The organism is Pyrococcus horikoshii OT3 (assembly GCF_000011105.1).
GTDB classification, from domain to species: Archaea; Methanobacteriota_B; Thermococci; order Thermococcales; family Thermococcaceae; genus Pyrococcus; species Pyrococcus horikoshii.
Genome location: NC_000961.1, coordinates 748,441 through 774,957, shown reverse-complemented (window position 1 = coordinate 774,957; position 26,517 = coordinate 748,441). Strand labels below are relative to the sequence as shown.

Here is a 26,517-nt window from a genome sequence, read left to right as displayed (position 1 = left end):
GATAGTGTGAAGGTTATCAATGTAGGAATGAAGGATTTTGAAGTTGGCATTAGGACGAGAAGATTTCAAGTAATGATAATCCTTTTTACAATAATCTCCCTGGGAATGACTTATAACTTAAAAAGACTTGGAGTAAGCGCAAGCTTATACAAAACGCCTTTCCAAATGCTCTTTCTCTCAAGCTTCTCCAATGCCTTCAATTACTCAGTAGCTTTACTAGGAATTCTCCTTGGGGCTACAACAATAAATGGAGAAAAAGAGCGTGGAACGCTAAGGATAATGGCCTCAAAGCCAATTTATAGGGATCAAATACTTCTCGGAAAGTTCTTGGGAGGTGCTCTAATTCTTGGAGCATCTTTAGGCTTATTCTACATTTTAACGATAGCATTCGCCTTACTCTTAGGGGTTACTCCAAATAAGGACGATGTAGTCATGTTCCTAACGACACTTCCCTTCAGTCTTCTATACGCCTTGTGCTTCTTCAGCTTAGGAATGTTGATCTCCACTATTATAAAGAAGCCCAAAAATGCCATTGTAATGGGGATTTTTATCTTCGCATTCCTCAGCTTTGTCCTACCAATAATTGCGAGCGTTATTGCACTTGCCGTCGTTGGTTTACCACCAATCCCAAGCATTCCAGCGGATGCATCAAATCTTACCGAAGAAGAGCTTCAGGAGTTAATAATCCAAGATCCATCCTATCAGGAATGGCTGAACGAACTCGTAAAAACTACGGAAGGAATCCTGTATATCTCACCAAACTACCATTATCAGGAAATAATTAGAATGATCTTCGGCGGAAAGCCTCAGATAAGTGAAGTGATATCGGCCTTAGCATATGAAGAATCCATCGTCGAGGATAGGTCAATATTAGAAAGCCTACAATTGGCATGGGAGAATATCCTGGTGTTAACCATAGCATCCATGTTATTTATAGGGCTATCATATATGAGATTCGTTAAAATGGATTACTGATATCTCCGAACACATATCTCCCAAGGCTATCACTTCGAAAAGTGGAAGATAATAAAAACAACAGTTTCCTTGAAGTTTAAATTTCAAATTTTTTAGAGAAAGGTATTTAAAGTTTACCTTCCAAGTATATATAATATGGGGGATCCAAGATTAGGTGTCCAGTTTGTGGTTCTTCAAAAATTATTTATGACCCCGAGCATGGTGAGTATTACTGTGCAGAGTGCGGCCACGTAATTAAATCCTTTGATACTAGGGTTAGAACATTTTCTTCTCCCCCTAAGTTTAGGAGTAAGGGAACTTCGGATATGGTTAGGGAAAAGATCCATAGGCTTAAAAGATTGGATAGCTTTGGAAACAAGACAGAAAAGCTTGGAGTTGAAGAGATTAGTAGGATATCCTCCCAGCTTTGCCTTCCCAAACATGTGGAGAGGGAAGCTGTGAGAATTTACAGGAAACTAATTAAAAGTGGAGTCACTAAGGGAAGGAGCATTGAAAGCGTCGCTGCAGCTTGCATCTACATCTCATGTAGGCTATACAAAGTCCCGAGAACGCTAGATGAGATAGCAAAAGTAGCGAAGGAGGATAAGAAGGTTATAGCAAGGGTGTATAGGCTCGTGGTCAAAAAGCTCGGCTTATCATCAAAGGATATGCTAATAAGGCCAGAGTATTACATAGATAAGTTTGCCGACGAACTTGAAGTCAGCGAGAGGGTTAAGCGGAGGGCCCTCAGGTTGTTAAATGAAGCCAAGGATAAGGGTATAACGAGCGGTAAAAATCCCCTCGGTTTAGCGGCCTCGATACTTTACATAGCCTCACTTTTGGAAGGAGAAAGGAGAACCCAGAAAGAGATAGCTAGAGTCGCGGGCATTACTGAAGTAACGATAAGAAATAGATATAAGGAACTCGTTAAAGAATTAAGGATAAGGGTTTAGCTATCCTTTAAGCCATTTCTCCATCCATCCTGCTATTAGTTCAAGTCTTTTAACCCTGTGCTTTGGCTTCCCAGATCTACTTAGGTCATGATTTTCTCCTGGGAATATTGCCAATTCAACTCTCTTCCCCAGGTATTTTAGGGATATGAAGAGTTGCAATGCCTCGGGAAGCCAACACCTGTAGTCTTCGGTAGAGTGGATTATAAGCAGGGGAGTTTCAACGTTGGGAGCGTACTTTAATGGGCTCTTTTCCCAATAACCTTCCAAGTTGCTCCAGGGATCTTTTCCTATTTGATCTGGAGCAAAGTAATAACCTATATCCGTTGTCCCGAAGAAGCTTATCCAATTTGAAATTGATCTCTGGGTTACAGCGGCTTTGAACCTGTTGGTATGTCCGACTATCCAGTTCGTCATGAAGCCACCATAGGAACCCCCGGTAACTCCTAGCCTTTCCCCATCTATGAAGTCAAATCTCCTTAATGCTTCATCGACTACCTCCATTAAATCCTGGTAATCCCTCTCCCCATAGTGTCCCCTTATATCCGCGAACTCCTCTCCGTAGCCATCGCTCCCTCTAGGATTTGAGAATATCACGACGAAGCCTTTAGAGGTTAAAACGTGGAACTCGTGCATAAAAGCGTAACCGTAAGCGGTTTTAGGACCACCGTGGATCTCTAGAATAGCTGGATACTTCTTTCCTTTCCTGAAGTTCACCGGTTTCATTACCCAGGCATCTATTTCAACCCCGTCACTTGCTTTAACCTTAAAGTGTTCAGGTTTTGAAAGGGTGTAACCCTTTATCCATTTGTTAAAGTCGGTAACCTTCTTCTCCTTTCCATCCCTGTATATGTACAGCTCAGTTGGGGTTACAGCATCTTGAGCCGTGAAAGCTATGTAATCCCCTATATCGAAGCTTTCAACGCTTCTATCTCCACCTATTACCCTTTCAATCTTTCCATCTAAGTTGACCCTAAAGAGGTTTGCCCTAGGGCCATCCGTTGCGACATAGTAGATCCACCCCTCCTTGTACACAAGCTCGGCCCTCTGACTTCCTCGAACATCGGAGTTTAAGGAGTTGTAAGCGTTCCTGTCTAAATCCTTTGTGAGCTTCTTAAGTTCTCCTGTCTTGGGATCGTAGTGGTAGATGTGGGCGTTGGTTGGGATTCCCCTTTCTAAAGTGTTAGCCTTAAGTACGAAGCTTCCGTCATCAAGGGGGAGGAAGTCGAGTATCCTCCACTTCCCTGGGGTCAGCTTCCTAACTTTTCTATTCTCGAGGACGTAAAGATCGGATATCAGAGGTTTCCTTTCCCTATCCTCTTGGGCCGTGAAGTATAGTCTACCGTTGTGGAACCTTATCTGATCAACATTTAGGTTCTTTGGAGTTAGTCTCTTTTTCTTCCCGCTCTCAACGTCAACAAGGTAGACAACGTTTCTTTTTCCGTAGATCCAGCCAACTCCATTAAACCAGAATGGTATTTCCCTTATAATGTGAACGTCATCATTCCCTTTTTTCTCAACGTCTATAGGGGTAACCACGGCTATACTTTTCCCATCCTCGGTAAAGCGCAGGTTCTTTATCCCGTATTTGAACTTTGCTAAAAGTCTGGCCTCTCCCCCATCCGTTGGAATCACGTAGAGCTCTGATTCCTTTCCTTCCTTATCCCTCTTTGAGGTAAATGCTATAAGCTTCCCATTTGGAGAGAACCTTGGATTAGAATCCTTGTTCCCTGAGGTGAAGGGTTTTACCCTCTTTCCATCGTAGAGGTAAAGCTTAGAGAAGTAATCATCGTCTTTGAGGCTTATCTCCGTTACTTGAAAGACCGCTTTTCCCTTAAATACATCTACATTACCCACAAGCTTGAACTTCCCTAAATCTTTCTCTGAAAGCCCCTTGCCCATAAAATCACCGGAATTGGATATATGATTCATTCATATAAAAGCGCTTCGATGAAAATCTCGAACTGATCAGAAATGACCAGAAATGATATATGAATTGAGGGACAACTAAAAAATATGCAAGACAGCGATCTAACCATGGAAGTCCAGGAGCTCAAAGAGGCCTTGAAAGCATTGAAGGCTAGCTTTGATATCCTAACCCAAATAGCTCAAGCTTACATAAGGTTACTCTCAATATACGCCGAGTACGGTGGGATAGGAATAGATGTTGCGATCCCGGAAATAAGACAGGATCCTATAGCTAGGGAGATAGTTAAGATACTTTTCGACTTAAAAAGGGCTAATATAAGCCAAATAGCGAGAGAGCTAAAGGGAAGGAGAGGAAAGGCATCTCGGAATACGGTTAGGGCTAAGCTTAATGAATTGGTGAAATTAGGAGTTGTGGTCGAAGTTCCTGGGGAGAGGGGAAAGGTGTATTCCCTATCCAGGGATGTGATCAAAAGGTGGCTAGATATAATCGGAATCCCAATTAATCTTGATCAGATAAAGGAGTATTTGAGGTGATTGAAATGGAGGGTAAGGCGAAGCTTGAGGAGTTGCTTGAGGAACTCATGGAGGAGATAAAGAATGCAAAGACAAAGGAAGAGGTTGAGGTGCTGAAGGAGAAGGTGAAGTCTGTTGAGAAACTTATAGAGGCATATGAGGGGGATAAGGATCTAGATAAGATTGCCATGATGATGGACAAGATTGGACCTATGATTGAAGATATACTCGAGCCTCTTCAGAAACTCCTGGAGGATCTCTATAGCCCGGAAAAGATGCAAGCACTTGGGAAAAGCGTTGCCCAGTTTTATAAGGACTTAGTTGAAGCTGGCATGGATAAAGAGACGGCTACTGAACTTACTAAGGAGTACATGAAAAGCATAAACGTTATGAGAAACCTACTAGAAACGTTTACGAGTATGATCCAGAGGGGAAAGAACTTCCGGGGAATAAAGATAGTAACTGAAAAGGAAGAGGAGGAGAAGGAGTGAGGCTGTTGATCTCTCTCCTTAAGCTTTTATTTTTCGAAATTCCCAGGATAATGTTTGGGATAGCTAAACTGTTTAGAATTAAAAATAAAGGGGAGAGGATGTTTAAAAAGGTTTTAAGGGAGGAAGGCCTACCCGAAGATGTTATCCAGGAATTATACGGATCCTTTGCTATTAAAATTAGGAAACTCATCTATTGGAGGCAATTAGAGTATGAGCATTAACCTTTAGTTCCATTCCATCTAATTCGGGATTTAAGCTCTTAATTACCTTCATCTTTATCTTGTTATCCTCTTTCGTTAACTTAACAACCGTCGTGAATTCCTCCTCCAATAGGGGACCCATAGGTGGGGAAATCTTCTCTAGCAAGTCTACATTTACAAAATAAAAGGCCTTTCTCCTCCTATCTCCAGTTTTTAGGGCCAAGAAATTTGAGAACATAAACTGATCTCTGAAGGGATAAAATGAGAAGATCTTTTCAGTTCCAAGAACTATCGAGATAACGTTTTCCCTTTCTCCGTAAGCCTTCTCCAGGGTGTCTTCTAATGTCTTTTCAAAGGGTCCATACTCGATTATTGAAATTTTCAAAATGATGTTTCCAAGATTCATTCTCCCCCCAATCTTTACGATGTTGGCCCCTTCATACAGCTTATCCTTTATTCCCAGCATCTCAGCTTGCTTCGTGTAAATGGTTAAGGAGTCGAATATATCAAATATTACAAGGGGATATCCTTTCTCTCTGGCCCATTTAATCAATGGATACACAATGAACAGGAGCGGAGTTGTGCTGTTATACTCAAAAAGTATTAACTCCCCAAATTTTGACTTCTCAAACAGGTCTTCCAGTCTCTCCATGCTATCCCCTTAGGGTAATTACCTAAACAAAATTAAAAAATTTTGTAACTTTCCTTATTCCCAAAGCCCAGGTTGCCCAGGAATGTATGAATAATCTATTTAAAACGAGGGAAAGCTCAGTGAAATGGGGGGAAAGTTATGAGGATTGCTGTCATCGATTATGATAAGTGTAACCCAGATAAGTGTGGTCATTTCCTTTGTGAGCGAGTTTGCCCTGTCAATAGGATGGGAGGGGAAGCTATAATAATCGATGAGGAGAACAACAGGCCAATAATTCAGGAGGCAAGCTGTACTGGTTGCGGAATCTGTGTCCATAAGTGTCCTTTCAAGGCTATTAGCATAGTAAACCTCCCAGAGCAACTTGAAGAGGACTGCGTTCACCGCTATGGCGTCAACGCCTTCGTCCTCTATAGACTTCCCGTGGTTAAAGATGGGATGGTTGTTGGAATAGTAGGGCCAAATGGGACTGGAAAAACTACGGCAGTCAAAATACTCGCTGGGCAATTAATACCTAACTTATGTTGCGACAATGATTCCTGGGATGACGTGATAAAAGCATTTAGAGGTAGTGAACTTCAGAACTACTTTGAAAAGCTAAAGAATGGAGAGATAAAACCTGTAGTTAAGCCACAGTACGTGGATTTATTACCTAAGGCCGTTAAGGGTAAAGTTGGAGAGTTATTAAAGAAAGTTGATGAAACCGGAAAGTTTGAGGAAATCGTCAAGGTACTGGAACTAGAGAAAGTTTTGGAGAGGGAGATAGATCAACTTTCAGGTGGGGAGCTTCAGAGGGTTGCGATAGCTGCAGCAATCCTCAGAAAAGCACACTTCTACTTCTTTGATGAGCCTTCAAGTTATCTTGACATAAGGCAGAGACTTAACGTAGCTAGGGTAATAAGGAGGCTTGCGGATGAAGGAAAAGCGGTGCTCGTTGTTGAGCACGATTTAGCAGTTCTCGATTATCTAAGCGATATAGTTCACATAGTCTATGGAGAGCCGGGAGTTTACGGAATATTCTCACAGCCTAAGGGAACTAGAAATGGAATAAACGAATTCCTCCAGGGGTACCTAAAGGATGAAAACGTTCGTTTTAGGCCATACGAGATAAAGTTCACGAAGTTGAGTGAGAGGGTAGAAGTGGAGAGGGAAACCCTAGTTGAGTATCCAAGGTTAGTGAAAGATTACGGGAGCTTTAAACTTGAGGTGGAACCAGGAGAAATCAGGAAGGGAGAAGTCATTGGAATAGTTGGACCCAATGGAATAGGAAAGACAACCTTCGTCAAGATGCTTGCCGGGGTTGAGGAACCTACCGAAGGGAAAGTTGAGTGGGATCTAACGGTTGCTTATAAGCCACAATATATTAAGGCGGAGTACGAGGGGACGGTGTATGACCTCTTGAGTAAGATAGATGCCTCAAAGCTTAACAGCAACTTCTACAAAACTGAGCTTTTGAAGCCCTTGGGGATTATAGATCTGTACGATAAGAACGTTAATGAACTCTCAGGTGGAGAGCTTCAGAGGGTTGCGATAGCCGCTACACTTCTTAGGGATGCCGACATTTATCTACTCGACGAGCCTTCAGCATACCTAGATGTTGAGCAAAGGTTAGCAACTTCAAGGGCCATAAGACACCTCATGGAGAAGAATGAGAAGACTGCTTTGGTTGTGGAGCATGATGTTTTAATGATAGACTACGTCAGCGATAGGCTGATAGTGTTTGAGGGTGAACCAAGTAAATATGGGAAGGCTTTACCTCCAATGGGGATGAGAGAGGGAATGAACAGGTTCTTGGCTTCTGTTGGAATAACGTTCAGAAGGGATCCCGACACTGGAAGACCAAGGGCGAACAAGGAGGGAAGTGTAAAGGATAGGGAGCAGAAAGAGAAAGGCGAATACTACTATACTGACTAATTTTAAGTTTTGTCCTTTTTCTAAGCTTTTCCAAATTGTCAGTGAAGGTTTAGCTGTCATTTATTCAATATATCACCTACAAGTATAGTTGAAATGAGTATAAAATTCAAGAATCTAATGAAGAAATATCAATTAAACAAGAAAAAAATAGAAAGATTTATTATAGCGAAAGGAGGTTAACTCCAGGGGGAATGAACATGGGTGGTGGAGAAACCTGTCGTTATAAAGTTTGGAGGAACTTCAGTAAGGTATGCCTTTGAAGAAGCACTAGAGCTAGTTGCGAAGTTACATGAAAACATGAAAATCATTGTCGTCGTTTCTGCACTTGCAGGAGTTACAGATTGCTTGTTAAGGCTCGCAAAGGGGGATAAATCCGCTCTTCTGGAAATTGATGAAATTCACGAAGAACTATCCCAGGAACTCAACGTTCAGCTTGAGCATTTAATACATCAACTTAAAAAGACGATAAATTCTAAATCAAGTTTCCCCTCAGAAAAGGCATTTATAGACGAAATAGCATCTTTTGGAGAGAGATTTTCTGCCAAACTATTCTCAGAGGGTCTTAAAATACTCGGAATTACCGCCAGGCCTGTTGACTCTAAGGATGTTCTCTTTGTTAAAGGGGAGTTTGGAAATGCAGAAGTGGAGTTTAAGAAGAGTGCTCAGGGAGTAGATGTTCTCTATCGCATGCTTAGGAGAGGAATCGTTCCTGTTGTTACTGGATACTATGGAAATCTGAACGGGTTCCGAGCAACTTTTGGAAGAGGAGGAAGTGATTATTCGGCAACATCTATAGCGAGTCTAGTAAATGCTAAAGCCGTTCTAATAATGAGCGACGTTGAGGGAATTTATACTGCAGATCCAAAGCTAGTGCCTCCTGCAAGACTAATTCATTACATTTCCTACAAAGAAGCAAAAACAGCTGCAAAATTGGGTATGAAGGTTCTTCATCCAAGAGCCATCGATCCAGTAGAAGGAAAGATCCCAGTCATTCTTGGAAAAACTAGGGATCTAAAATTTGGAACGCTAATTTCTCATGAATCCCAGGGAATTCCAATTGTTACCCACAAGTTACTAGAAAATCATGCCGAAATATCTGTTGTATCAGTTAAAACAAATATTCCCTTACCTTACGAAGTTTATGAGGAAGGAGATCTATACTTTAAGATAAAAACTTCCAAGGATCAGTTTCTGGAAGTTTTAAGGGACGTGCACAGGAGAGTTGTTGAAAATGAGAATCTGCACTCCAGCCACGATGGTGAACTTTGGACTTGGGTTTGACATCTCTGGACTAGCTATAGAAGCGTTAGTAACTGCAAAGGAGAGCAAGGATTTCAGAGTAAGGGTAAAGGAATATACTAAAGCTTTATCCAACTCAGCGTATCTATCCTTTTTATAGTGAGGGAGTATACTAAGGTTCGCTCTAGAAGGAAAGAAAAATTCCTGGAAACTCATCGTTCCTCCTTATTCAGGAGATGTTATGAAGAACATAGCACTTTAAAGGAGGATAGTAGGTTGCTAGTTCCTGATTTCCAAGAATGAAGTAGGAAGAAGGGTGATTTAGGACTAGTGGTACTTGTCTTGGAGAAAGGTCATGAAAGACGTCTTTGGGAGTTTTGAAGTTGGGACGGGTAATTGACCAAGAAAAGTTAATGGAGGGTGCAAAATGGTATTGAGATGTGTAGTTTGCGGAAGAGAATACCCTGAGGACGAAGTTAGGTATAGGTGTGATTGCGGAGGATTGCTGGAGGTAGTTATTGACCTTGATAAGGTTGATACCTCCATTTTCAACGGTAGGGATATAAAGTTATGGAAGTATGAGAGCTGGCTTCCCGTAAAAAAGAGGGTAAGCCTAGAGGAGGGTGGAACTCCCCTTTATAGGTTGTCAAACCTCGAAAATGAGCTAAAAGTGAAGGAGCTTTATGCAAAAAATGAAGGAGCAAATCCAACTGGTTCCTTTAAGGATCGTGGAATGACCGTCGGAGTTTCAAAGGCTCTCGAACTGGGAATGGATAAGGTTATATGTGCATCCACGGGCAATACTTCAGCATCACTAGCAGCTTACGCTGCAAAGGCAGGAATAAAAGCGTACGTTCTAATACCCAGCGGAAAGATAGCATTAGGAAAACTTGCTCAGGCGATAATCCATGGAGCCAAGGTAATCCCAATCAAGGGAAACTTCGACGATGCCCTTAGGATAGTTGTTGAGGCAAGTAGAGAGCTTGGGATATACATGTTGAACTCGATAAATCCATTTAGGCTTGAAGGACAGAAGACAATAGCATATGAGATATACGATCAACTAGGGAAAGTTCCAGACAACATTATCCTCCCAGTTGGAAACGCTGGGAACATTTCCGCGATATGGAAGGGGTTCAAGGAAATGTATGAGGCTGGAGTTATAGATGAGCTTCCCAGGATGATTGGAATTCAAGCTGAAGGTGCCTCTCCTTTAGTGAAAGCTTGGAAGGAGAAGAAAAAGTTTCAACCTGAAGAGAACCCAGAGACTGTTGCCTCTGCAATAAGAATAGGGAATCCAGCAAACTGGATAAAGGCATGGAAAGCTGTTGAAGAGTCTGGAGGATTGTTTGAAAGCGTGAGTGATGAAGAGATACTAAGGGCCCAAAGGCTCCTAGCATCTAGAGAGGGATTATTCGTTGAGCCTGCCTCTGCAGCATCTTTGGCTGGCTTGATTAAGCTACTTGAAAGTGGTGAAATAAGCAGAAATGAGAGTTACATCTTAATAACAACTGGACATGGGTTGAAGGATCCGAACATCGTTATAAAGAACTTTCAGATCCCAGAACCTATAGAACCAACATTAGAAGCTTTTAAGGAGGTAATTAAATGAGGGTTGGGAGCATAGTAATAATTCATTTATTTTTGAAGGCGATTTGTTAGTTCTTGTTTTCCCCATAATTTTAATTTGGAGCCCTTCTTATCCCTAAGGGGATATAGTTTCCACACAACCCTCTTTCCTGGTTGTTCGTGCTTCATTGGAGGCATTTTGTGGATGTTCCTACTTCACTAATTGGAGTAATAAATTTAAATATTTTATATTATTTTCATAGGGGAGGAAAATGGAAGGCTACAGGTTGTTATATCCAATGAGGACTTACCTCATAGTGTCTGGTCATGGAGAGGAGACAAACGTCATGGCAGCCGATTGGGTGACTGTCGTATCTTTTGATCCATTCATAGTTGGAGTAGCGGTAGCTCCAAAGAGGACAACGCATAAGCTCATAAAGAAGTATGGAGAATTTGTAATAAGCGTCCCAAGTCTTGATGTGCTTAGGGATGTATGGATCGCTGGAACTAAGAAAGGGCCATCAAAGCTTAAAGAGATGAGCGTGACCTTAATTCCTTCAAAGAAAGTTAAGGTTCCAAGCATAGAAGAGGCGTTGGCTAATATAGAGTGTAGAGTCATAGATGCCAGGAGTTATGGAGATCACACATTCTTCGTTGGGGAGGTAGTAGGTTACACATACAAGGATTACGCATTTGAAAAGGGGAAGCCGAATCTAAAAGCTAAGTTCCTTGCTCACGTTTCTTGGAGTGAGTTTGTCACATTCTCAGAGAAAGTTCATAAGGCAGAGTAACTGTGAAGGGTAGATTTTTCAAAGAATCATTAGGAGATTTCACAAAAATGTAAAGTTTATAGATAGGGTTTTAAGCCCAAATAGAGATTACTGAAGAGGTGAGGAACCTAAACAAGCATACAATGAATCATCTTACTTTTTTCATCAGGAGAACCTCGTGTTCTAAAACCCTGTGAGGATACTTATTCACGATCTCTCGGTACACATTTTCATCTATTAGTAAATGTAGTCTGGTAATTCCTTTCTTCTTAGCGATCCCGAATATCTCATTTAGCACTTGGTTTATACTTGCTATATCCTCAACCCATAAGAATAATTTAGCTGCACTTTTATTATTCCAAAGACCCTTAATTATATAACATGTATTTAGTTCGGGTATACAACCCTCGATACTTGTTCTATTCTTCTCTATGGCATAGCCCCATCTACTTTTTATCCATGCAGCAAAGGATGAATATATCCTAGGGGTTACAAATGTCATATCTTTGATAATATCATAGTTATTAGGAAATGAAGTAGTTGAGTATTGTTCTTGAACCTTAGCACTGATTTCATTAAGGTTTATTTCTACATGAACGATCCTGTATGCGATCTCGGATATACCACATTTTCTATAGAATCCAACAGCTTCTTTAACCGGCCATACGGCCACAGTGTCGCATTCATGCTCTTTAGCTATTTCGACCGCCTTGTTTACAAGTGCTTTACCAACACCTCTTTTTCTATAATCTTTGTGTACTTCCAAAACATCTATATATCCACATTTGCCGAGGAGACTTTTCTCCTCACCTATGTAGAGCTCTAGCTCCCCGACTATTTTACCATTGAGCTCAGCTACTAAGGGGTACTGGTCGTTGATTAGGAGGTTGGTTATATTTATAGCGCAAGTTTCAATACTCATCCAAGGACCTCCGTGACTCCATCGTTCAGCTACAGTGAGGTCATCATATTTAGCTTCGACTTCCTTACCATTGATGTATTTAACCCATTTGCTAACTGAAGAACAGTAAACCTCGACAATGCCTTTAACATCATCAAGAGATGCAATACGTACCTTAATTGACATGTGCCTAAATAAAGTACCGTGTCTTTATAAGCTTAATCCATTTCTAAACATTTATTATGTCTTTCCCCTATTATTTCGTGGTGATCCCTATGAAAGAGGTGATCTTTACTGAAAATGCTCCAAAGCCAATAGGTCCCTATAGTCAAGCCATTAAGGCCGGAAACTTCCTCTTTATCGCAGGCCAAATCCCAATAGATCCAAAAACTGGAGAAATAGTAAAAGGAGATATCAAGGATCAGACAAGACAGGTGTTGGAGAACATAAAGGCTATTTTGGAAGCCGCCGGTTATTCCCTCAATGATGTCATTAAGGTAACCGTTTACCTAAAGGATATGAACGACTTTGCAAAGATGAACGAGGTTTATGCTGAATACTTTGGAGAATCCAAGCCTGCAAGGGTTGCGGTAGAAGTTTCTAGGCTTCCAAAAGATGTGTTAATTGAGATAGAGGCCATAGCATATAAGGAGTAGGCTCAGGAAGCCGTCCACTCCTCATCATTCAGGTGCGGAAGGCTTCATCATCGCCTTCTTTACTTTATTGTTAAAAGTTTATAAGGTAAACTAATAGCATTTAAACAGCTAGAATTTGTAAACTTAAGACTTGTACCATTTATACTGGTGGTTTACTTGAGTACATTTTTATTTGCGGTAAGATGGAAATACGTTCCAAAGGAACTGGCCATGAGGTTAATATTTTAGTATGGTATCTTTATTCCCCCATTCCATAAATGAAATGACTCCCACTTTAAGAGCTGGATCAAGATAAAAGAGGGAATTTCACTTACAGAGAACCTTGCCTCTATAACATATAAGAGAATAAGTGAAGGATTCTGGTAATCGGGCTCTTGTTAGCTTCTTAATTCCTACGTAAAGAGATATGAGGGTATAAGATAAAATAACTTATCTTTCGACGAAAATTCCAAGACTGAAAGAAAATAAAGACAAACTGATAACCCTAAGAAAAATAAGGTAGCTCTTTTCCACTAGCTCAGTTGTGTGGCTACTTAATATCCTTGAATTTAAGCTTCTAGCCCCTAGCTCTTAAGTTGCCTGACTAAATTTTACAAATCCTCAAATGATGAGCCTTTTAGATTTCTACAAATATGTCAAAAACAAACATTTATATTGATTAATTTTACCGTGAAAATGGTGATATAATGGCGGTTCACCCAATAGATTACCGCTACGGTAGTGAGGAGATGAGGAAGATATGGGATGAAAAGAACAAGTTGCAAAAGCTACTTGACGTTGAAGCTGCCCTAGCAAGGGCTCATGCTAAGGTAGGAAACATTCCGGAAGAGAGCGCTAAGGTTATTTCGGAAAGGGCTAATACAAAGTGGGTTAAGCTTGAGAGGGTTAAGGAGATAGAGGCCGAGATCCATCATGATATAATGGCCGTCGTTAAAGCGTTAAGCGAGGTTTGCGGAGAACATGGAAAGTACGTTCATCTTGGGGCAACTTCTAATGATATAATAGATACGGCCAATGCATTGTTAATCAAGGAAAGCCTTGAGATAGTTGAAAGGGATCTTAAAGAGCTTAGATCCATTTTGAAGCAGCTTGCGGAAAAGCATATAGGTACGGTATGCATAGGGAGGACCCATGGCCAACATGCAGTTCCGACGACTTATGGAATGAAGTTCGCCCTGTGGCTTGATGAGATCCAGAGGCATATAGAGAGGTTATACCAGCTTAAGGAGAGGGTTCTCGTTGGTAAGATGAGAGGGGCCGTGGGAACTGCGGCCTCATTTGGAGAAAAAGCCTTTGAAATTGAGAGATTGGTGATGGAAGATCTTGGTCTCAAGCCTGCAAGGATAACGAATCAAATAGTGCAAAGGGATGTCTACGCTGAACTACTTTTCTTCCTGGCTTTAGTGGCTTCAACTCTGGATAAGATGGGGTTGGAGATAAGGAACCTGCAGAGGACTGAAATACTTGAGGTAAGCGAACCCTTCGGGGAGAAGCAAGTAGGTTCATCTACGATGCCCCACAAGAGGAACCCCATAAGAACTGAAAAGGTCTGTGGACTTGCGAGGGTTTTGTACTCCAACGTTATTCCGGCGTTGCTAAATAACCCACTCTGGCATGAGAGGGATTTGACGAATTCTTCCGTTGAGAGGGTTATCCTTCCAGAGAGCTTTGTATTGCTTGATGAGATGCTCAAGACCATGAAGAAGGTTTTAACTGGACTGGAGTTCTTCCCCGAGAACATAAGGAGGAACTTGTATTTAACAAAGAACTTGATCATGGCCGAGCCCCTTATGTTAAAGCTTGCCGAGAAAGGAATGGGAAGACAGGAAGCTCATGAAGTAGTAAGGCAACTTGCAATGAAAGCTTTCCGTGAAAACAGAGACCTCCTGGAAGTTGCAAAGGAAAGTAGAGAAATAACTAAGTATCTAACCGAGAGAGATCTTGAGGAGCTAAAACCAGAAAATTACATTGGCAAAGCAAGGGAAATAGTCAAAAAAGTCATTGAATATGTTGAGGAGATGGAAAGAAGGGGATTATAATCTATCTCTATTTTTTATTGTTGAGATAAAACGTTGAATTTAAAAGAGATTTTTAAGGGATTATATTTCGATGGAAGCAGAGAAAAAGAAGCTTTCAATACCTCCAAAGGGAATAAGGGCCATAATAGAGGCCATAAGATTGGGAGAGATAATAAAGCCGAGTCAATACGCAAAGAGGGAAGCATTTAAAAAGCACGATGTAGAGGAAGCCTGGCTAAATAGAGTCCTAACGATGATATTTTACGATATCATGAAAAAGCAGGGATTAATCGATAAGGTTATAAAAGAGATCGTTGGCGTAACTCCACTAATTTTAGACCCCTGGCTGAGAGCTGCCCTTAGGGTTGCCGTTGATATAGCCCTTTTCCATGATCCAAGCTCTCAAACTATTAAGAATCTCAGATGGAAGGCTTCCGACTTTATCTCTTCAAGAACTCACCCCTACGTTGGAATGTACTTTTGGGATTTGCTAGATAAAATATTTGAATATAAGCCAAATCCAAAGAATGAGCTTGAAGAGCTTGAGTGGAAGTATCTAGCCCCATCTTGGCTCATAGAGAGGGTGAAGGGAATTTTAGGTGATGAAACCGAAGATTTCTTCAGATCCGTTAACAAGAGGCACGAGTGGATAAGCATCAGGGTGAACACCCTTAAGGCAAACGTCGAGGAGGTAATAGGGGAACTAGAGGAAGATGGCGTTGAGGTAGTCAGAAGCGAAAGGGTACCGACGATATTGAAAATTAAAGGGCCCTACAACTTTGACACAAGTAGCGCTTTTAACGAGGGTAAGATTATAGTGCAAGAGGAGGCATCTGCTGTCGCTTCCATAGTCTTGGATCCCAAGCCCGGAGAAACTGTTGTTGATTTAGCAGCGGCCCCAGGAGGAAAAACTACCCATCTAGCTGAACTAATGAAAAATAAGGGGAAGATCTATGCATTTGATGTGGATAAGATGAGAATGAAGAGGCTTAAGGATTTCGTTAAGAGGATGGGAATTAAAATAGTAAAGCCCTTAGTTAAAGATGCTAGGAAGGCCCCCGAAATAATAGGGGAGGAAGTAGCTGATAAGGTTCTCCTAGATGCTCCATGCACATCCTCAGGAACTATAGGGAAGAATCCTGAATTGAGATGGAGGCTTAGGGAGGATAAGATAAATGAAATGAGCCAGCTTCAGAGGGAACTGTTAGAAAGTGCTGCAAGACTAGTTAAGCCTGGCGGTAGATTACTATATACAACTTGCAGCATATTTAAGGAAGAAAATGAGAAGAACATAAGGTGGTTTTTAAACGTTCATCCGGAGTTCAAACTTGTACCCCTAAAATCTCCCTATGATCCAGGATTCCTAGAGGGAACGATGAGAGCTTGGCCCCATAGACACTCAACCATAGGATTCTTCTATGCTCTCCTGGAGAAATCGAAATAATTATATATCTTTTACAACGTAGTAAAAGTGGTGTTCACTGATGCTTGAGATATTCTCATTTATGTTCTTCACCGGAGGAGGCTTAGTGATGCTCTTTATAGCAGCGTTTTCAATAACCTGGGCCCAGAGAATTGCTGCAATCCTAGGAGCAATAGGTTACGGTTTGCTGGGCTTCTTAGTAGTTGAAAGCATGTCAATGGATATAAGAAGAAAGAGGAAGGCCGCAGATAAGAATATAATCCTCGGAATGACATTGGGCTCCTTTGCGCTGAACTATTATGCATTAGCTTCATACTTAAGGGACTACGTCGCTCCTTTACTCCTTGTGGGTCCTGGATTACTCCTGGGACTATGGATATTCCTTAAGGGTAAGTGACTACTTTGTTGCTCTCGTTATTCCTACTTCTTTTACGAGAACGTAAGGCGTCGTGACGGGCCTTGAAACCTCCCACCAGTGAACGTGATAGCTTTCCTTGCTTAGAGCTACAACGTTCTGAAGTATTCTGAGCATGTTGTCACTAACCCTAATGTTCCTGATCGGCTTAAGCTCGCCATTCTCGATCAGGAATATTCCATCTCTGGGTATCGTTGAGAAGTCTCCAGTCATATAGTTTTGGAACCTCGTGTACCAGACGTTCGTTATGTAGATTCCCTTCTTAACCTCTTGGAAGAGCTCATCCTTAGTGTAATCCCCCGGCTCCAGGACGATGTTCCAAGCTCTCGGAGCTATGAGGCCAGCGTTAGCAGTTGTCTCCCTTCCGTACTTTTTAGCTAAACTCGTGTTGAAGAGGTATGTCTTAAGAATTCCCTTGTGTATAAGGATCGTTTCCTTCGTTGGTACGCCCTCATCGTCAAACTTCCTTGTCGCGTAGCCATTCGGAAGGTTTCCAACATCTTTTATGGTAACTATCTCACTTGCAACTTTCTGATCCAGCTTGTTTGCGAAGTAGCTGAAGCCAGCTTCAACTGCAAAGGCCGAGAAGGCCCATCCCATATAGCTTAGCAAGTTTGCAAAGGCCAATGGATCAAAGATGACGTCGAACCTTCCCTCAGGCCCTTGCTCAGGATTTCTCGCAAGTTTCGCTATCTCTCCAGCTTTCCTCCCAGCGCTCTCCGGATCAAACTTCTTGAGAACCCTTACGGAATTTGTCCCGTGACCGCTCTCAAGGTCACCTATGAAGGCCCTCACGCTTATCTCTATTCCAGTACCCTCATCAAAGGCCTCAACGTCATTGCTCGTGGTTAAGTATATCTTGTCGTGATCCGTGTATAGAACCCCGGCAACCCTTTTGGCCCCTTCTTCAAGAGCTGCATTTATAGCGGTTTCAACGTACTCACTGGGATCGTCGAGCTCAATTATAGCTTTGTCGAAGGTTTCGGGGATATCTTTATACTCGAAGGGGCCCTCGGCTATTCCATAGTAATCCTCTTTGGGCTTCATCTTCTCCAAGTTTGCTTTAAGGGTCTTGAGAGTTCTCTCTATGTTTTCTTCACTCAAGTCAGTAATTGAAGTTCCAGCTATCCTCTTCTTCCACTCAACAAAAAGCTCAACCTTCCTCTCGTGCCAATGCTTGGCTACGGTAACTTCGTTGTTCGCAAAGCGAACTTGCCTCCTGTCGGTTTCATAACTTAGAACAACTACATCGCCGAGGCCGAGCTCTTTAGCCTTCTTAAGTATAAGCTCGTTAACCTCAAACATCTCCATCACCTCACGGCCTCCTAAGCGGGATATCCCTCAGCCTTGCATGAGCTCCTCCCATCCAAACTGGGACTCCCTGTCCTGGTTCTCCCTTTCCACAAGTTCCGGCGTAGAATTCAACTTCCTTACCAACGGCATCCACGCTACTCCAAAGGCCCCTAGTCGTTATCTCAAGAATAGGTCTCTTCACTGGATGCTTTATCTCACCGTTCTCTATTAGGTAAGCTTCCCTCCCTATGTACCTCTGTTGGTACCTCCTATCGTCAATGTTCCACTCGTTAAAGCTTACCATGTAAACACCGAGCTTAACATCCTCAATAAGCTCCTCAAAGGAGTAATCTCCTGGGGCTAGATAAGTATTTGCCATCCTTACTATTGGTTCCCTGTTATAGTTTATCGCCCTTGCAGCAGCATTTGACCTAAGGCCGAGCTTTGCAGCGTACTCTCTATTCATTAGGAACTCAGTTATGATCCCGTTCCTTATCAAGTACCTGGGCCTAGCTTTGACTCCCTCATCGTCGTACAAGTAGAAGCCCCAGCTGTTTGGAATCGTGGGGTCGTCTATTACGGTAACTACTTCACTTCCAATCCTCTCTCCAAGCATTTCCGGTTTTACGAAGCTCTCCCCAGCTTGGGCGGCTTCCCTTCCCATTATCCTGTCAAGCTCATATGGATGGCCAACGCTCTCGTGAACCGCTATCCCCGCAACTTCGGGGCTTATAATAACGTCAACCTTCCCTTCTGGAGATCTCTTACCTTCAGTTATTATCTTCCGGAGGGTTTCAACCTCTCTCTTTGCCCTTTCCCAGGGTTCATCCTTCTCTATTAACTCCAAACCTCCGGAGAAAGCCCTTTGAATGAATGGGGCCTGTTCCATTTGACCGTTCTCGAAAACAACCAGGTTATACATTACGGAAACCCTTGGGATCAGGCTCTCTATCTTCGCGTTTTCGCTGTTCATGAATACCTTGTGCCAAACGTGATCGCTATAGGCTATGTACCTCATAGGGACGTTAACGTTTGTTGAGGTGACCTCCTCCTCGATCTTTTTAAGTAGCTCGAGCTTCTCTTCCGGCGAAACATCCCTAAAGTCTTTTTTCATCTTCACTTCATAGTATACGTTATGGAAGTCCTCCTCGCTGAAGGTTATCGGTTCCTTTCTAAGCTTTGAAGCCGCTTTAGCAAGCTTCACGGCCCTTTTCACAGTCTCAGCAATGCTCTCCTTCGTTAGAACGTTAGTACTTGCAAAGCCCATCCCACCGTTTACAAGAACCCTAACCCCAATTCCTTTGTCGGATAGAATCTCCATGCCCTCAGGAATGCCGTTCTTCATAGCTAAGGAAATTCCTTGCTTTTCCTCGAACCTCGCTTCAGCATAACTAGCCCCCAGTTCTAGGGCATTCTCAATGGCGAACTCTAACAGGTCATGCATGTACACCACCCCGTTCAAATGCATAAAATTGTAGATTTAAAACAATAAAAATTTTTTCGCTTCGACTTTCATCTAAATATATAATTAAAGTGCATAGAGCGTTGCTCTATTTTGTGGTGATCCCATGGAAGGCGTAATAGTTCCCCTAATAACACCGTTTAAAGAGGATCATTCCATAGACTTTGAAGCCCTCGAATGGCTCATAAAATTCCTAGAGGAAAAGGGAGTTCATGGAATATTCATCAACTCTACCACTGGAGAGTTTACAAGCTTAAGCCTAGAAGAAAGGAAGATACTAGCTGAAAAGGGAAGGGAAGTCACCTCTAGAACTTACCTAGTTGGTACTGGTTCAACTAGCACGTTTGAAGTAATAGAGTTGACGAAGCATGCGAAGGAGATAGGGGCCGATGGTGTTGTGATAGTTTCACCATATTACTGCAGACTTAAGGAAGATGCCATATTTAAGCACTTTTCAATGGTTGCTGAGAAGGTTGACATCCCAATAATCCTTTATGCGATCCCCTCCTGTGCAAATCCAATAAGCTTAGAAGTTGTAAGGAAGCTAGCTCTTGAATATTCTAATGTAATTGGGGTAAAGGCCAGCGTTGATAGCTTGACGTACCTTAGTGGGTTAATTGAGATAAAAGAAGAGAGAAAGGACTTCAAAGTCTTTACTGGATTAGACCAGTACTTCCTCCCCAATTTAATCCTGGGAGGCGATGGAGGGATAATGGCGTGTGCGAACTTTGTCCCAGAGATCCACTTGGAAGTTTGGAACGCATTTAAGAAGGGTAACCTCGAGAAAGCTATGAATTCTGCAAGAAAGCTTGTCAAGATAACTAAAATCTACAGCATAGCATCCTCCTTTGCCTCAGCGGTAAAGCTTGCAATGGTTGCTAGGGGATTTCCTATAAAACCCATCTTAAGGCCTCCTTACATGATGGATGGGGAAGAGGTTTTCAAAAAGATTAAGGAAATCGTTAGCTAGATAACCCTCTTTTAGTATTTTATTGAAAAATGGGGAGCTGCAGAAATTCTTCCCAAGAAGTTAAAGGAATTGAAAAAGGCGGAGCTTCTCGTTGAGTAGACCGTACAAAATTTAATAAGCCTTTTTAAACTCCTCCATTATAATTTCGGAAAGTACTCAGATAGATCACCGAATTGAGGATTCTGTTTGAATCCATGGGCTATTATATCCTCTAGATCCCACACAAGGTAACCTTCTTCCCGGAGCTTTTCCTTTCCCCTCACGCTCTTTGCTATCAACCCAATATTCTCGATAGGATGAAGCTTTTCGGATTTCTCCTCAAGCTCCCGAAGAACTCTTAGAGCACTCCTCTTACTCAAATCCTTCCACTTTACCTCTATTAGGGTGGTCTTATCCTTCCTGAGGGCAACAATATCTATCTCCTCTCCCCTATACCACCACCTTCCAAGGGTTTCGAACTCTATGGGACGGAATAATGTGAGAAACTCTTTAGCCAGCTCTTCGAAACGGATGGAATAGACCTTGTATAAGCTGTCAAGCTTCGCCGTTCCAGAGCTTATCTCGGCCATCTGTGGATAAGTTAGGGTGAACCACGTGAGGAGCATTGGATCCTTAATGCGATAGAGGCTCACCTTCCTGCTCCCCAGAATGGGGCTTTCCCTCTCCACTAATCCAAGCCTCACAAGCGTATCAACGTAGGGGTAAACGCTCCTCATGGGTAAGCCGATAAAGTTCGCTATCCTCTCGAGTCTTCTGTTTCCTTCTGCTATCGCCCTAAGTATCGAGAAGTACGTCTTCAGTTCTCTAAGCTCCTCTCCGAGAAGGACGTAAGGTTCATCATAAAAAAAGCCGTAGTCACTTAGGAACTCTTCTCTGATGAACTCCTCAACGGTGTTGTAGCGACCCGCGAGCTTAAGGTATGATGGAATCCCACCGACGAGCATATATACTCTTATTCCAAACTCCGGATCGGAGAAGAACTTTAGTGCATTAGGATAATCAAATGGCTTAAGGTTCATGCTCCTTGTTCTCCTACCGTAGAGTGGTGATGCATAGCTCAGCACATCATCCCACATCATGCCAAGGAGGGAACCAGAAATCACAAGCATGACTTTTTTCTCACTTAGGATATCATCCCACGTTCTCTGAAGATCGCTCAATATCTTTCTCTCTGACTTTATGGCATATGTGAACTCATCGAGAACTATGAGGCAATCATCAACTTTCTCTGCAAGGTACCTCAAAAGGTCAAGCCAGTCTCTTGTTTCCAGTTTTCTGGCGAAGTCATCACCTAGAAATTCTGCCATGGTCTTCTTGAACTCTTTCATCTGAACTTCTTTGATCGCTTCAGGAAAGGTGAAGAAGAAGGTTCTTTTATCCTTTGAAAATTCTTTCAGGAGACGGGTTTTTCCTACCCTTCTCCTACCGTAGAGAACAACAAAGGAAGGCCTATTCTCCCACTCCCTTTCAAGGATTTCCATTTCTAGTTCTCGATCGATGAATTTCATCTAATCACCCTTATATATAATCATAATTAGATATAAGTACGTTTCGATTATTATACGTTATTTTTGTAGGTATATAAATGCCATCCATAACAATTCGCCTTCCCACTTTCGATCAAGTCAGCGTTTGGGTAAACGTAGCGGAACCAGAAAGCAAAGTAAGTGTTCAGCATGTAATGCCCCCTTCTGCTCTTCTTGCTCGCTTGTTGTCGTCCTCCTATTCTACCTTGAAGGGATCAACACTTTTGATGATTTCTCTCCTACCTTCTTGGGCAGATTGTTGCAGATGTCTTCCGTGCTGGTGCCTTGACCGGATAGGATCGTCGCCACCTTCACCTCTACATCCAGTTTATCTAGATCGAACTCAGGACAAGGTGTTGCCTTGACGAGATTTGCGAATGAGACCTTGAGAAGTTCTAGGGGGACGACATAGCTTACTGCCAGGTTGTCATAAGACCATCGCTCGTGGTCGGAACCGCCGTGATTGTTACGCTACCCTCATCCTTGCACTGGTCTGAGTCTAATACATACGAGACACTTGAGATCCATCGCTTCCTGAAGCGATGATCTCAAAGCAGGTGACATCAGCGATGAGCAACCACCTTATAAAATCCATAAACCCTTTCGAAACGACCCAATTTCCTGAGCAAATCCAGAGAGCTATCCTAACCGGAACATATCCTTGACGTCGAAAACCAGGTAGCCCTTATCGATGAGCCTTTCCTTTCCCTCGATCCCCTTGCCACCAATCCGAATCTCCTCGGCAGGGTTTTCAGCTTACTCACGAGTTCTGCTTTTCTCTCAAGATCTTTCAAGATCTCCTAGCTTCCCTCTCGCTCAAATCCTTCCACTTGACCTCAAAGAAGTAAGCCATTCCCCTCTTTACTCCAACGACGTCGATCTCCTCCTCCCTACTCCACCACCTCCCAGCGCGCTCGAAGGCGAAGCGCTTCCATAGAAAGTCAAGGGAGGCTTTTTCGAACACCCGACCCATGTAATGGTTGTAGTCCCTCTTTACGAGTTCCAAGGCTTCTTTATAAAGTTCCCTTTCAACTAGTTTCCTGTTGGGATAAACGAAGCGGAACCAGAAGGCGTAGTAGTTGTCGGCAATCTCGTACCGCATGTTCCTCCTTTTTTTCGGGCTCAAAGGCAGGATGAACCTTTCTGATCACCCTTATCCTGGCGAGGTTGTCAAGGTACTTCGAGACGATTCCTCTGTCAAAGCCGGTGTAGTCCACTATCTCCCCGTGCGTTGTCTTCCTGAGTGATATCGCCCTCAGGATCGCAAAGTATCTTGCCGGCTCCCTAAGCTCCTGTCTTAGAAGGAACTCGGCCTCGGCGTAGAGGAAGTTCTCCTTCCTCAGCATGAGGTTTTCGATGTTTTCCCAAAAGCTCACCCCACGTGAGTTCATAAGAAAGGCAATAGACGAAAAGCTCCCGAGGCACGTTGAGGGCTTCATCGAGAGACTTCTAGCCAAGGCCTATGGTCTGAGGCCGGTGAAGGTCGAACTGCCCGACCTTGAGCTGGACGTTGCCCTTCAAGGATTCAAGAGGCTTGAGCTCGTCGGGGAGGTCAAGTGGAGAAAAGGGATAAAGGCCAGCGAAATCCACAGGATCGAGGAGAAGCTGAGCCGCTTCAAATGCAAGAGAGTTCTCGTCGTTCCGAACGAGAGGGTACTTGAAAGAAAGCCGGATGGAATAGAAGTCCTAACACCCTGGGAACTACTGGAGATCGCTGAGGAGAGCCTTGAAACTTCACTGACTTAAAATCTTAAGAGCATCGAAATCTTTCAAGTCCCACACGAGGTAGTTCTCTTCTCTAAGCTTTTCTTTCCTCTCGATGCTCTTCTCTATTAACCCATAGTTCTTATCCCATCCATCGAGACCCACAAGCCCAGCCTTTTTCTCTAGATCCTTCAGGATCCCCTTAACTTCCCTCTCCTTAAGATCCTTCCACTTCACTTCTATAAAGAGGGCTTTCTCCTCATCTTCATTCAAAGCAACTAAGTCAATCTCCTCACCCTTGTACCACCACCTACCGATCTTAGTGAAGCGAAAGGGAAGCTTTCCAGCTTTATTCATCTCCACGAGGAATTCCCTCGAAACGTCCTCGAAGCGGAAGGAAAAAATCCTCTGGAGGATTTTTTCAACCCTCTCGAGCGTTATAGTCCCAAGCTCTATCTCCGTCCTGTTTGGGTAGATGAGCGAGAACCAGCTCATTAGCATTGGGTCGGAAATCCTGTAAAGGCCCCGTTTTTCCTTTCTTGCAATTGGAAGTTCCCTCTCTACGAAACCAAGCCGTATTAGCGTCTCAAGGTAAGGATATATCTTCCTCCCCTCCAGGCCAACTTCGCTGGCTATCTCTGAGGGCCTTCTCCTTCCGGATGACATCGCCGAAAGTATTGAAAAGTAAGTTTTCAGCTCCTTAAGCTCGGAGAGGACTATGTACGGCTCATCGTAGAAGTACCCTTCAGGAGTGAGGAACTCCCTCTCAACGAACTCCCCTACTGTCTCGTAGCGGGAGGCGATGATGAGGTAAGCTGGAATTCCACCGAGGAGCATGTAAAACTTAAGGCCTTCTATGGGGCTCTTGAAGAACCTGAGTGAAGGGAAGAGTCCTAGAGAACGGAGTCTGAAGCCAGCTGTTCTTCTACCGTAGAGGGGAGAAGAATGGCTAAGAACATTATCCTCCATTATCCCCATTAGTGAACCTGAGAGAACAAGCATTACTGGCTTGTAGCTTAACTCGTGATCCCAGACTCTTTGAAGGGCACTTAAGATGCTTCTATCGCTTTTAACTGCATAGGTAAACTCGTCGAATACAAAGAGAGTTTTTCCATCAATTTTCCCGAAAGGTACTTGAACAGAGGGTACCAGTCGGAGAAGCTTAGAAAGATCTCATCATTGAAAAAGTCTACCAGCTCCTTTGCGAGGCTTTTAACCTGACTCTCCTTCGTTCCCTCCATAAAAGTGTAAAAGAAGACCTTCTTTCCCTTGGAAAACTCCACGAGAAGCCGGGTCTTTCCAACCCTTCTCCTTCCATAGATGACTACAAAGGATGGAGTGTTCTTCCATTCCCTTTCGAGGATTGCCAGCTCCCTTTTCCTGTCAATAAATTGACTAATCATGATTAGTATTTAAGGCTTTTTGGATGCTCAATTTCCCAATGACCAGTTTAGGTGAATTGATGAAAGTTTAGTGAATGAGTCGTTCTGCCTATCCAGTACTTTTGAGTAAAAAGTGTAAACATTATCCATTTTCATCGTGGAACCTTCAGGAAACGGAGACTCCCCACATCTTCAAGGTTCTTCTTTACATTCAACCCAACAACACTCGAAATTAAGCTTTTCACATTTTAAAATCTTCAAGAGACCTCAGCTTCCCTGTGATCCGCATAAGGGATAAGCTCATACACGCGCACTTCGCTGTTGACTTTCAAGTTATATTTGTACAACCCTAATAATGGGTGAGACTTTTCAGAGTGTTGAAAAGTCCTCAATCTGTGCTTTTAGCAATCCTCATTATAAAGTTCAATTAGGAAAAATGGAACATCTTCTTTCTCTAAAACTTTCACACCTCTTGGATATTTCCTGTGGGCTTTTCCAGCTTTAACTTCAATCTTCATATCACTAGCGATGATGTCAATTTCATAGCTATTTCTAAAGTAATGAATCTCGCCAAATTTTCTAAATACATGCTCTTGAACAATCCACTCATAAAGGGCATCTTTTCCAATTTCCGTTCCACTCCACAGGGAGAAGAGCTTCGCAAGCAAAGGATCCCTAAAGAAGAACTTCTTTTCCCTTCTGTACATTACCTGATTTCCCTGTTTAAGGTATGCCATTCCCAGGATGTAGAGATCTCTGAAAAATTCAATGTAATCCTGGACTACCTTGTAGGAGTAGCCCGATGTCATTTCTGCTAACGCTCTAAAACTAGTCGCCGAAGGTGCACTTCTTATTAAAGCTGAGAAGATTTCCTTTGCTATCTCCAAGCTTTTTCCAAAGCGAACAAACTCTCCAATATAAGCTCCGAGCAAATCTTCCATGGGAAAACCGTTTATAGATCCAGGAAAGCCTCCCGTTTGGATGTACTTCTCAAAAAGCTTAATGACCTTGCTACCCTCTAGCTTGTGTTTTTTCAGCCCCATTACTCTTGCATACTCTGGGAAGGAGAGGGGCATTACTTCTAAAGTTTTACCCCCTCCTCTTCTCCCTGGGAACAATTCAATGTCTCTCCTAACTCGAAGTGAGCTTGAACCTGTAACGGTAATTACGTCGTTCTCCAAAAGTCCAGAATCGATAAGGGGCTTAACCCCTCTCCACCACCCCTCAAGTGAGGAAGCTTCATCTAGGAAAATGTACCCAGTCTTTATCCCTTCCTCTTTTTTTAATTCTTGAAACTCTCGAATTATGTCTAAAAGCTCCCTATAGGTTGGTAAAATCTCAAGGTTTAAATAAAGGACTGATTCTGGCGGATTCTCCTCTAAGATTTTTTGAATGAGAAGCTTTATGCCAGTAGTTTTCCCTACCTGACGTGGCCCAAGAACGAAATTAAGAGAGAAGGGCTTGAGAGAGATCTCTCTAATCCATTTTGGCTCCCAATGGACTTTTTGCTTTTCCCATTGTTTTACGTGGTAATCTTCTTTTCCTTCCCACCAGGGGTTCATATAGGTTATATCATCCAACTTCATATG

28 protein-coding genes and 1 other RNA gene are annotated in these 26,517 nt (G+C 42.7%); 16 read left to right on the top strand and 13 right to left on the bottom strand.

Features of this window, described 5'->3' with window-relative positions:
* Nucleotides 1-6 precede the first annotated feature (6 nt).
* Complete coding sequence (locus PH_RS04075; protein WP_010884957.1) at nucleotides 7-975, top strand: ABC transporter permease; 969 nt, start codon at nucleotides 7-9, stop codon at nucleotides 973-975.
* 149 nt (nucleotides 976-1,124) lie between these two features.
* On the top strand, nucleotides 1,125-1,907 hold the full coding sequence (locus PH_RS04070) for a transcription initiation factor IIB (protein WP_048053245.1): 783 nt from the start codon (nucleotides 1,125-1,127) through the stop codon (nucleotides 1,905-1,907).
* Here PH_RS04070 and PH_RS04065 read toward each other — a convergent pair whose 3' ends face one another.
* Nucleotides 1,908-3,806, bottom strand: a complete 1,899-nt coding sequence (locus PH_RS04065) for a S9 family peptidase (protein ID WP_048053244.1) — start codon at nucleotides 3,804-3,806, stop codon at nucleotides 1,908-1,910.
* Between the two features lie 114 nt (nucleotides 3,807-3,920).
* Between PH_RS04065 and PH_RS04060 the strand changes: the two genes are divergently transcribed.
* The 3 genes from PH_RS04060 to PH_RS04050 are packed head-to-tail and all read left to right on the top strand — an operon-like array spanning nucleotide 3,921 to nucleotide 5,058.
* A complete protein-coding gene (locus PH_RS04060) occupies nucleotides 3,921-4,367 on the top strand; it encodes a hypothetical protein (protein ID WP_010884954.1) in 447 nt (148 codons plus the stop codon).
* A gap of 5 nt (nucleotides 4,368-4,372) precedes the next feature.
* Complete coding sequence (locus PH_RS04055) at nucleotides 4,373-4,837, top strand: hypothetical protein (protein WP_173026576.1); 465 nt, start codon at nucleotides 4,373-4,375, stop codon at nucleotides 4,835-4,837.
* Nucleotides 4,834-5,058 (top strand): hypothetical protein, encoded by a 225-nt coding sequence (locus tag PH_RS04050; RefSeq protein WP_048053243.1) that lies wholly within the window; start codon nucleotides 4,834-4,836, stop codon nucleotides 5,056-5,058. The genes PH_RS04055 and PH_RS04050 overlap by 4 nt, the downstream gene beginning before the upstream one ends.
* Here the strand turns inward: PH_RS04050 and PH_RS04045 are convergent.
* On the bottom strand, nucleotides 5,024-5,689 hold the full coding sequence (locus PH_RS04045; protein ID WP_010884952.1) for a DUF257 family protein: 666 nt from the start codon (nucleotides 5,687-5,689) through the stop codon (nucleotides 5,024-5,026). The genes PH_RS04050 and PH_RS04045 overlap by 35 nt on opposite strands.
* A gap of 138 nt (nucleotides 5,690-5,827) precedes the next feature.
* On the opposite strand from PH_RS04045, the gene PH_RS04040 reads away from it, so the two are divergent.
* The 5 genes from PH_RS04040 (at nucleotide 5,828) to PH_RS04025 (ending at nucleotide 11,199) form a co-directional block, all read left to right on the top strand.
* Nucleotides 5,828-7,600, top strand: a complete 1,773-nt coding sequence (locus tag PH_RS04040; RefSeq protein WP_010884951.1) for a ribosome biogenesis/translation initiation ATPase RLI — start codon at nucleotides 5,828-5,830, stop codon at nucleotides 7,598-7,600.
* A 204-nt stretch (nucleotides 7,601-7,804) separates the two neighbouring features.
* Nucleotides 7,805-8,881, top strand: a complete 1,077-nt coding sequence (locus tag PH_RS04035; protein ID WP_231833721.1) for an aspartate kinase — start codon at nucleotides 7,805-7,807, stop codon at nucleotides 8,879-8,881.
* Nucleotides 8,856-8,999, top strand: a complete 144-nt coding sequence (locus PH_RS09805) for a hypothetical protein (protein WP_158298158.1) — start codon at nucleotides 8,856-8,858, stop codon at nucleotides 8,997-8,999. The genes PH_RS04035 and PH_RS09805 overlap by 26 nt, the downstream gene beginning before the upstream one ends.
* Nucleotides 9,000-9,266: 267 nt before the next feature.
* On the top strand, nucleotides 9,267-10,451 hold the full coding sequence (thrC, locus tag PH_RS04030; protein WP_010884949.1) for a threonine synthase: 1,185 nt from the start codon (nucleotides 9,267-9,269) through the stop codon (nucleotides 10,449-10,451).
* Nucleotides 10,452-10,680: 229 nt separating this feature from the next.
* A complete protein-coding gene (locus PH_RS04025; RefSeq protein ID WP_010884948.1) occupies nucleotides 10,681-11,199 on the top strand; it encodes a flavin reductase family protein in 519 nt (172 codons plus the stop codon).
* Between the two features lie 127 nt (nucleotides 11,200-11,326).
* Here PH_RS04025 and PH_RS04020 read toward each other — a convergent pair whose 3' ends face one another.
* On the bottom strand, nucleotides 11,327-12,265 hold the full coding sequence (locus tag PH_RS04020) for a GNAT family N-acetyltransferase (protein ID WP_010884947.1): 939 nt from the start codon (nucleotides 12,263-12,265) through the stop codon (nucleotides 11,327-11,329).
* A gap of 89 nt (nucleotides 12,266-12,354) precedes the next feature.
* Here PH_RS04020 and ridA point away from each other — a divergent pair, with 89 nt between their 5' ends.
* A complete protein-coding gene (gene ridA, locus PH_RS04015; RefSeq protein ID WP_048053242.1) occupies nucleotides 12,355-12,735 on the top strand; it encodes a 2-iminobutanoate/2-iminopropanoate deaminase in 381 nt (126 codons plus the stop codon).
* On the opposite strand, the gene PH_RS09575 is transcribed toward ridA, so the two are convergent.
* An RNA gene (locus tag PH_RS09575) (C/D box small nucleolar RNA) lies at nucleotides 12,735-12,790 on the bottom strand. The two genes, ridA and PH_RS09575, sit on opposite strands and share 1 nt — an antisense overlap.
* A gap of 631 nt (nucleotides 12,791-13,421) precedes the next feature.
* On the opposite strand from PH_RS09575, the gene purB reads away from it, so the two are divergent.
* The 3 genes from purB to PH_RS04000 all read left to right on the top strand — a co-directional run bounded on the left by purB (nucleotide 13,422) and on the right by PH_RS04000 (nucleotide 16,573).
* Nucleotides 13,422-14,774 (top strand): adenylosuccinate lyase, encoded by a 1,353-nt coding sequence (gene purB / locus PH_RS04010; protein WP_010884945.1) that lies wholly within the window; start codon nucleotides 13,422-13,424, stop codon nucleotides 14,772-14,774.
* Nucleotides 14,775-14,844: 70 nt separating this feature from the next.
* Entirely contained in the window at nucleotides 14,845-16,197 is a 1,353-nt protein-coding gene (locus PH_RS04005; RefSeq protein ID WP_010884944.1) for an RsmB/NOP family class I SAM-dependent RNA methyltransferase, read from the top strand.
* A gap of 40 nt (nucleotides 16,198-16,237) precedes the next feature.
* Entirely contained in the window at nucleotides 16,238-16,573 is a 336-nt protein-coding gene (locus PH_RS04000; RefSeq protein ID WP_010884943.1) for a hypothetical protein, read from the top strand.
* Here the strand turns inward: PH_RS04000 and PH_RS03995 are convergent, their stop codons facing one another.
* Nucleotides 16,574-17,896: a TldD/PmbA family protein gene (locus PH_RS03995; protein ID WP_048053241.1), complete on the bottom strand. Its 1,323-nt coding sequence runs from the start codon at nucleotides 17,894-17,896 to the stop codon at nucleotides 16,574-16,576.
* Nucleotides 17,897-17,906: 10 nt separating this feature from the next.
* Entirely contained in the window at nucleotides 17,907-19,328 is a 1,422-nt protein-coding gene (locus tag PH_RS03990) for a TldD/PmbA family protein (RefSeq protein ID WP_048053240.1), read from the bottom strand.
* 124 nt (nucleotides 19,329-19,452) lie between these two features.
* Between PH_RS03990 and PH_RS03985 the strand changes: the two genes are divergently transcribed.
* The gene (locus PH_RS03985; protein WP_010884940.1) at nucleotides 19,453-20,316 is read left to right on the top strand and encodes a dihydrodipicolinate synthase family protein; all 864 of its coding nucleotides are present in this window, start codon (nucleotides 19,453-19,455) and stop codon (nucleotides 20,314-20,316) included.
* A gap of 137 nt (nucleotides 20,317-20,453) precedes the next feature.
* On the opposite strand, the gene PH_RS03980 is transcribed toward PH_RS03985, so the two are convergent.
* The 4 genes from PH_RS03980 to PH_RS09850 form a co-directional block, all read right to left on the bottom strand.
* A complete protein-coding gene (locus tag PH_RS03980) occupies nucleotides 20,454-21,824 on the bottom strand; it encodes an ATP-binding protein (protein ID WP_010884939.1) in 1,371 nt (456 codons plus the stop codon).
* Between the two features lie 662 nt (nucleotides 21,825-22,486).
* The gene (locus PH_RS09800; RefSeq protein ID WP_158298157.1) at nucleotides 22,487-22,636 is read right to left on the bottom strand and encodes a hypothetical protein; all 150 of its coding nucleotides are present in this window, start codon (nucleotides 22,634-22,636) and stop codon (nucleotides 22,487-22,489) included.
* A complete protein-coding gene (locus PH_RS09470) occupies nucleotides 22,633-22,848 on the bottom strand; it encodes a DUF234 domain-containing protein (RefSeq protein ID WP_231833720.1) in 216 nt (71 codons plus the stop codon). Before PH_RS09470 ends, PH_RS09800 begins: the two co-directional genes overlap by 4 nt.
* 22 nt (nucleotides 22,849-22,870) lie before the next feature.
* Nucleotides 22,871-23,188, bottom strand: coding sequence for an ATP-binding protein (locus tag PH_RS09850; protein ID WP_162465518.1), 318 nt, complete (start codon nucleotides 23,186-23,188; stop codon nucleotides 22,871-22,873).
* Between PH_RS09850 and PH_RS03970 the strand changes: the two genes are divergently transcribed.
* On the top strand, nucleotides 23,187-23,588 hold the full coding sequence (locus PH_RS03970) for a hypothetical protein (protein ID WP_010884935.1): 402 nt from the start codon (nucleotides 23,187-23,189) through the stop codon (nucleotides 23,586-23,588). The genes PH_RS09850 and PH_RS03970 overlap by 2 nt on opposite strands.
* Here the strand turns inward: PH_RS03970 and PH_RS10085 are convergent.
* The 3 genes from PH_RS10085 to PH_RS03955 form a co-directional block, all read right to left on the bottom strand.
* Nucleotides 23,577-24,524 (bottom strand): ATP-binding protein, encoded by a 948-nt coding sequence (locus PH_RS10085; protein WP_394295103.1) that lies wholly within the window; start codon nucleotides 24,522-24,524, stop codon nucleotides 23,577-23,579. The genes PH_RS03970 and PH_RS10085 overlap by 12 nt on opposite strands.
* A gap of 71 nt (nucleotides 24,525-24,595) precedes the next feature.
* The gene (locus PH_RS10105; RefSeq protein ID WP_010884933.1) at nucleotides 24,596-24,949 is read right to left on the bottom strand and encodes an AAA family ATPase; all 354 of its coding nucleotides are present in this window, start codon (nucleotides 24,947-24,949) and stop codon (nucleotides 24,596-24,598) included.
* A gap of 380 nt (nucleotides 24,950-25,329) precedes the next feature.
* Nucleotides 25,330-26,514 (bottom strand): ATP-binding protein, encoded by a 1,185-nt coding sequence (locus PH_RS03955; RefSeq protein ID WP_048053238.1) that lies wholly within the window; start codon nucleotides 26,512-26,514, stop codon nucleotides 25,330-25,332.
* Nucleotides 26,515-26,517: the final 3 nt, after the last annotated feature.

Excerpts from the sequence above, each read along its gene's own strand:
- PH_RS04065 (WP_048053244.1), bottom strand. The coding sequence starts at position 3,806 with ATGGGCAAGGGGCTTTCAGAGAAAGATTTAGGGAAGTTCAAGCTTGTG.
- PH_RS04060 (WP_010884954.1), top strand. The coding sequence starts at position 3,921 with ATGCAAGACAGCGATCTAACCATGGAAGTCCAGGAGCTCAAAGAGGCC.
- PH_RS04055 (WP_173026576.1), top strand. The coding sequence starts at position 4,373 with ATGGAGGGTAAGGCGAAGCTTGAGGAGTTGCTTGAGGAACTCATGGAG.
- PH_RS04045 (WP_010884952.1), bottom strand. The coding sequence starts at position 5,689 with ATGGAGAGACTGGAAGACCTGTTTGAGAAGTCAAAATTTGGGGAGTTA.
- PH_RS04040 (WP_010884951.1), top strand. The coding sequence starts at position 5,828 with ATGAGGATTGCTGTCATCGATTATGATAAGTGTAACCCAGATAAGTGT.
- PH_RS09805 (WP_158298158.1), top strand. The coding sequence starts at position 8,856 with ATGGTGAACTTTGGACTTGGGTTTGACATCTCTGGACTAGCTATAGAA.
- thrC (WP_010884949.1), top strand. The coding sequence starts at position 9,267 with ATGGTATTGAGATGTGTAGTTTGCGGAAGAGAATACCCTGAGGACGAA.
- PH_RS04025 (WP_010884948.1), top strand. The coding sequence starts at position 10,681 with ATGGAAGGCTACAGGTTGTTATATCCAATGAGGACTTACCTCATAGTG.
- PH_RS04020 (WP_010884947.1), bottom strand. The coding sequence starts at position 12,265 with ATGTCAATTAAGGTACGTATTGCATCTCTTGATGATGTTAAAGGCATT.
- ridA (WP_048053242.1), top strand. The coding sequence starts at position 12,355 with ATGAAAGAGGTGATCTTTACTGAAAATGCTCCAAAGCCAATAGGTCCC.
- purB (WP_010884945.1), top strand. The coding sequence starts at position 13,422 with ATGGCGGTTCACCCAATAGATTACCGCTACGGTAGTGAGGAGATGAGG.
- PH_RS04005 (WP_010884944.1), top strand. The coding sequence starts at position 14,845 with ATGGAAGCAGAGAAAAAGAAGCTTTCAATACCTCCAAAGGGAATAAGG.
- PH_RS04000 (WP_010884943.1), top strand. The coding sequence starts at position 16,238 with ATGCTTGAGATATTCTCATTTATGTTCTTCACCGGAGGAGGCTTAGTG.
- PH_RS03995 (WP_048053241.1), bottom strand. The coding sequence starts at position 17,896 with ATGTTTGAGGTTAACGAGCTTATACTTAAGAAGGCTAAAGAGCTCGGC.
- PH_RS03990 (WP_048053240.1), bottom strand. The coding sequence starts at position 19,328 with ATGCATGACCTGTTAGAGTTCGCCATTGAGAATGCCCTAGAACTGGGG.
- PH_RS03985 (WP_010884940.1), top strand. The coding sequence starts at position 19,453 with ATGGAAGGCGTAATAGTTCCCCTAATAACACCGTTTAAAGAGGATCAT.
- PH_RS03980 (WP_010884939.1), bottom strand. The coding sequence starts at position 21,824 with ATGAAATTCATCGATCGAGAACTAGAAATGGAAATCCTTGAAAGGGAG.
- PH_RS03970 (WP_010884935.1), top strand. The coding sequence starts at position 23,187 with ATGAGGTTTTCGATGTTTTCCCAAAAGCTCACCCCACGTGAGTTCATA.
- PH_RS09850 (WP_162465518.1), bottom strand. The coding sequence starts at position 23,188 with ATGCTGAGGAAGGAGAACTTCCTCTACGCCGAGGCCGAGTTCCTTCTA.
- PH_RS10085 (WP_394295103.1), bottom strand. The coding sequence starts at position 24,524 with ATGGGGATAATGGAGGATAATGTTCTTAGCCATTCTTCTCCCCTCTAC.
- PH_RS10105 (WP_010884933.1), bottom strand. The coding sequence starts at position 24,949 with ATGATTAGTCAATTTATTGACAGGAAAAGGGAGCTGGCAATCCTCGAA.
- PH_RS03955 (WP_048053238.1), bottom strand. The coding sequence starts at position 26,514 with ATGAAGTTGGATGATATAACCTATATGAACCCCTGGTGGGAAGGAAAA.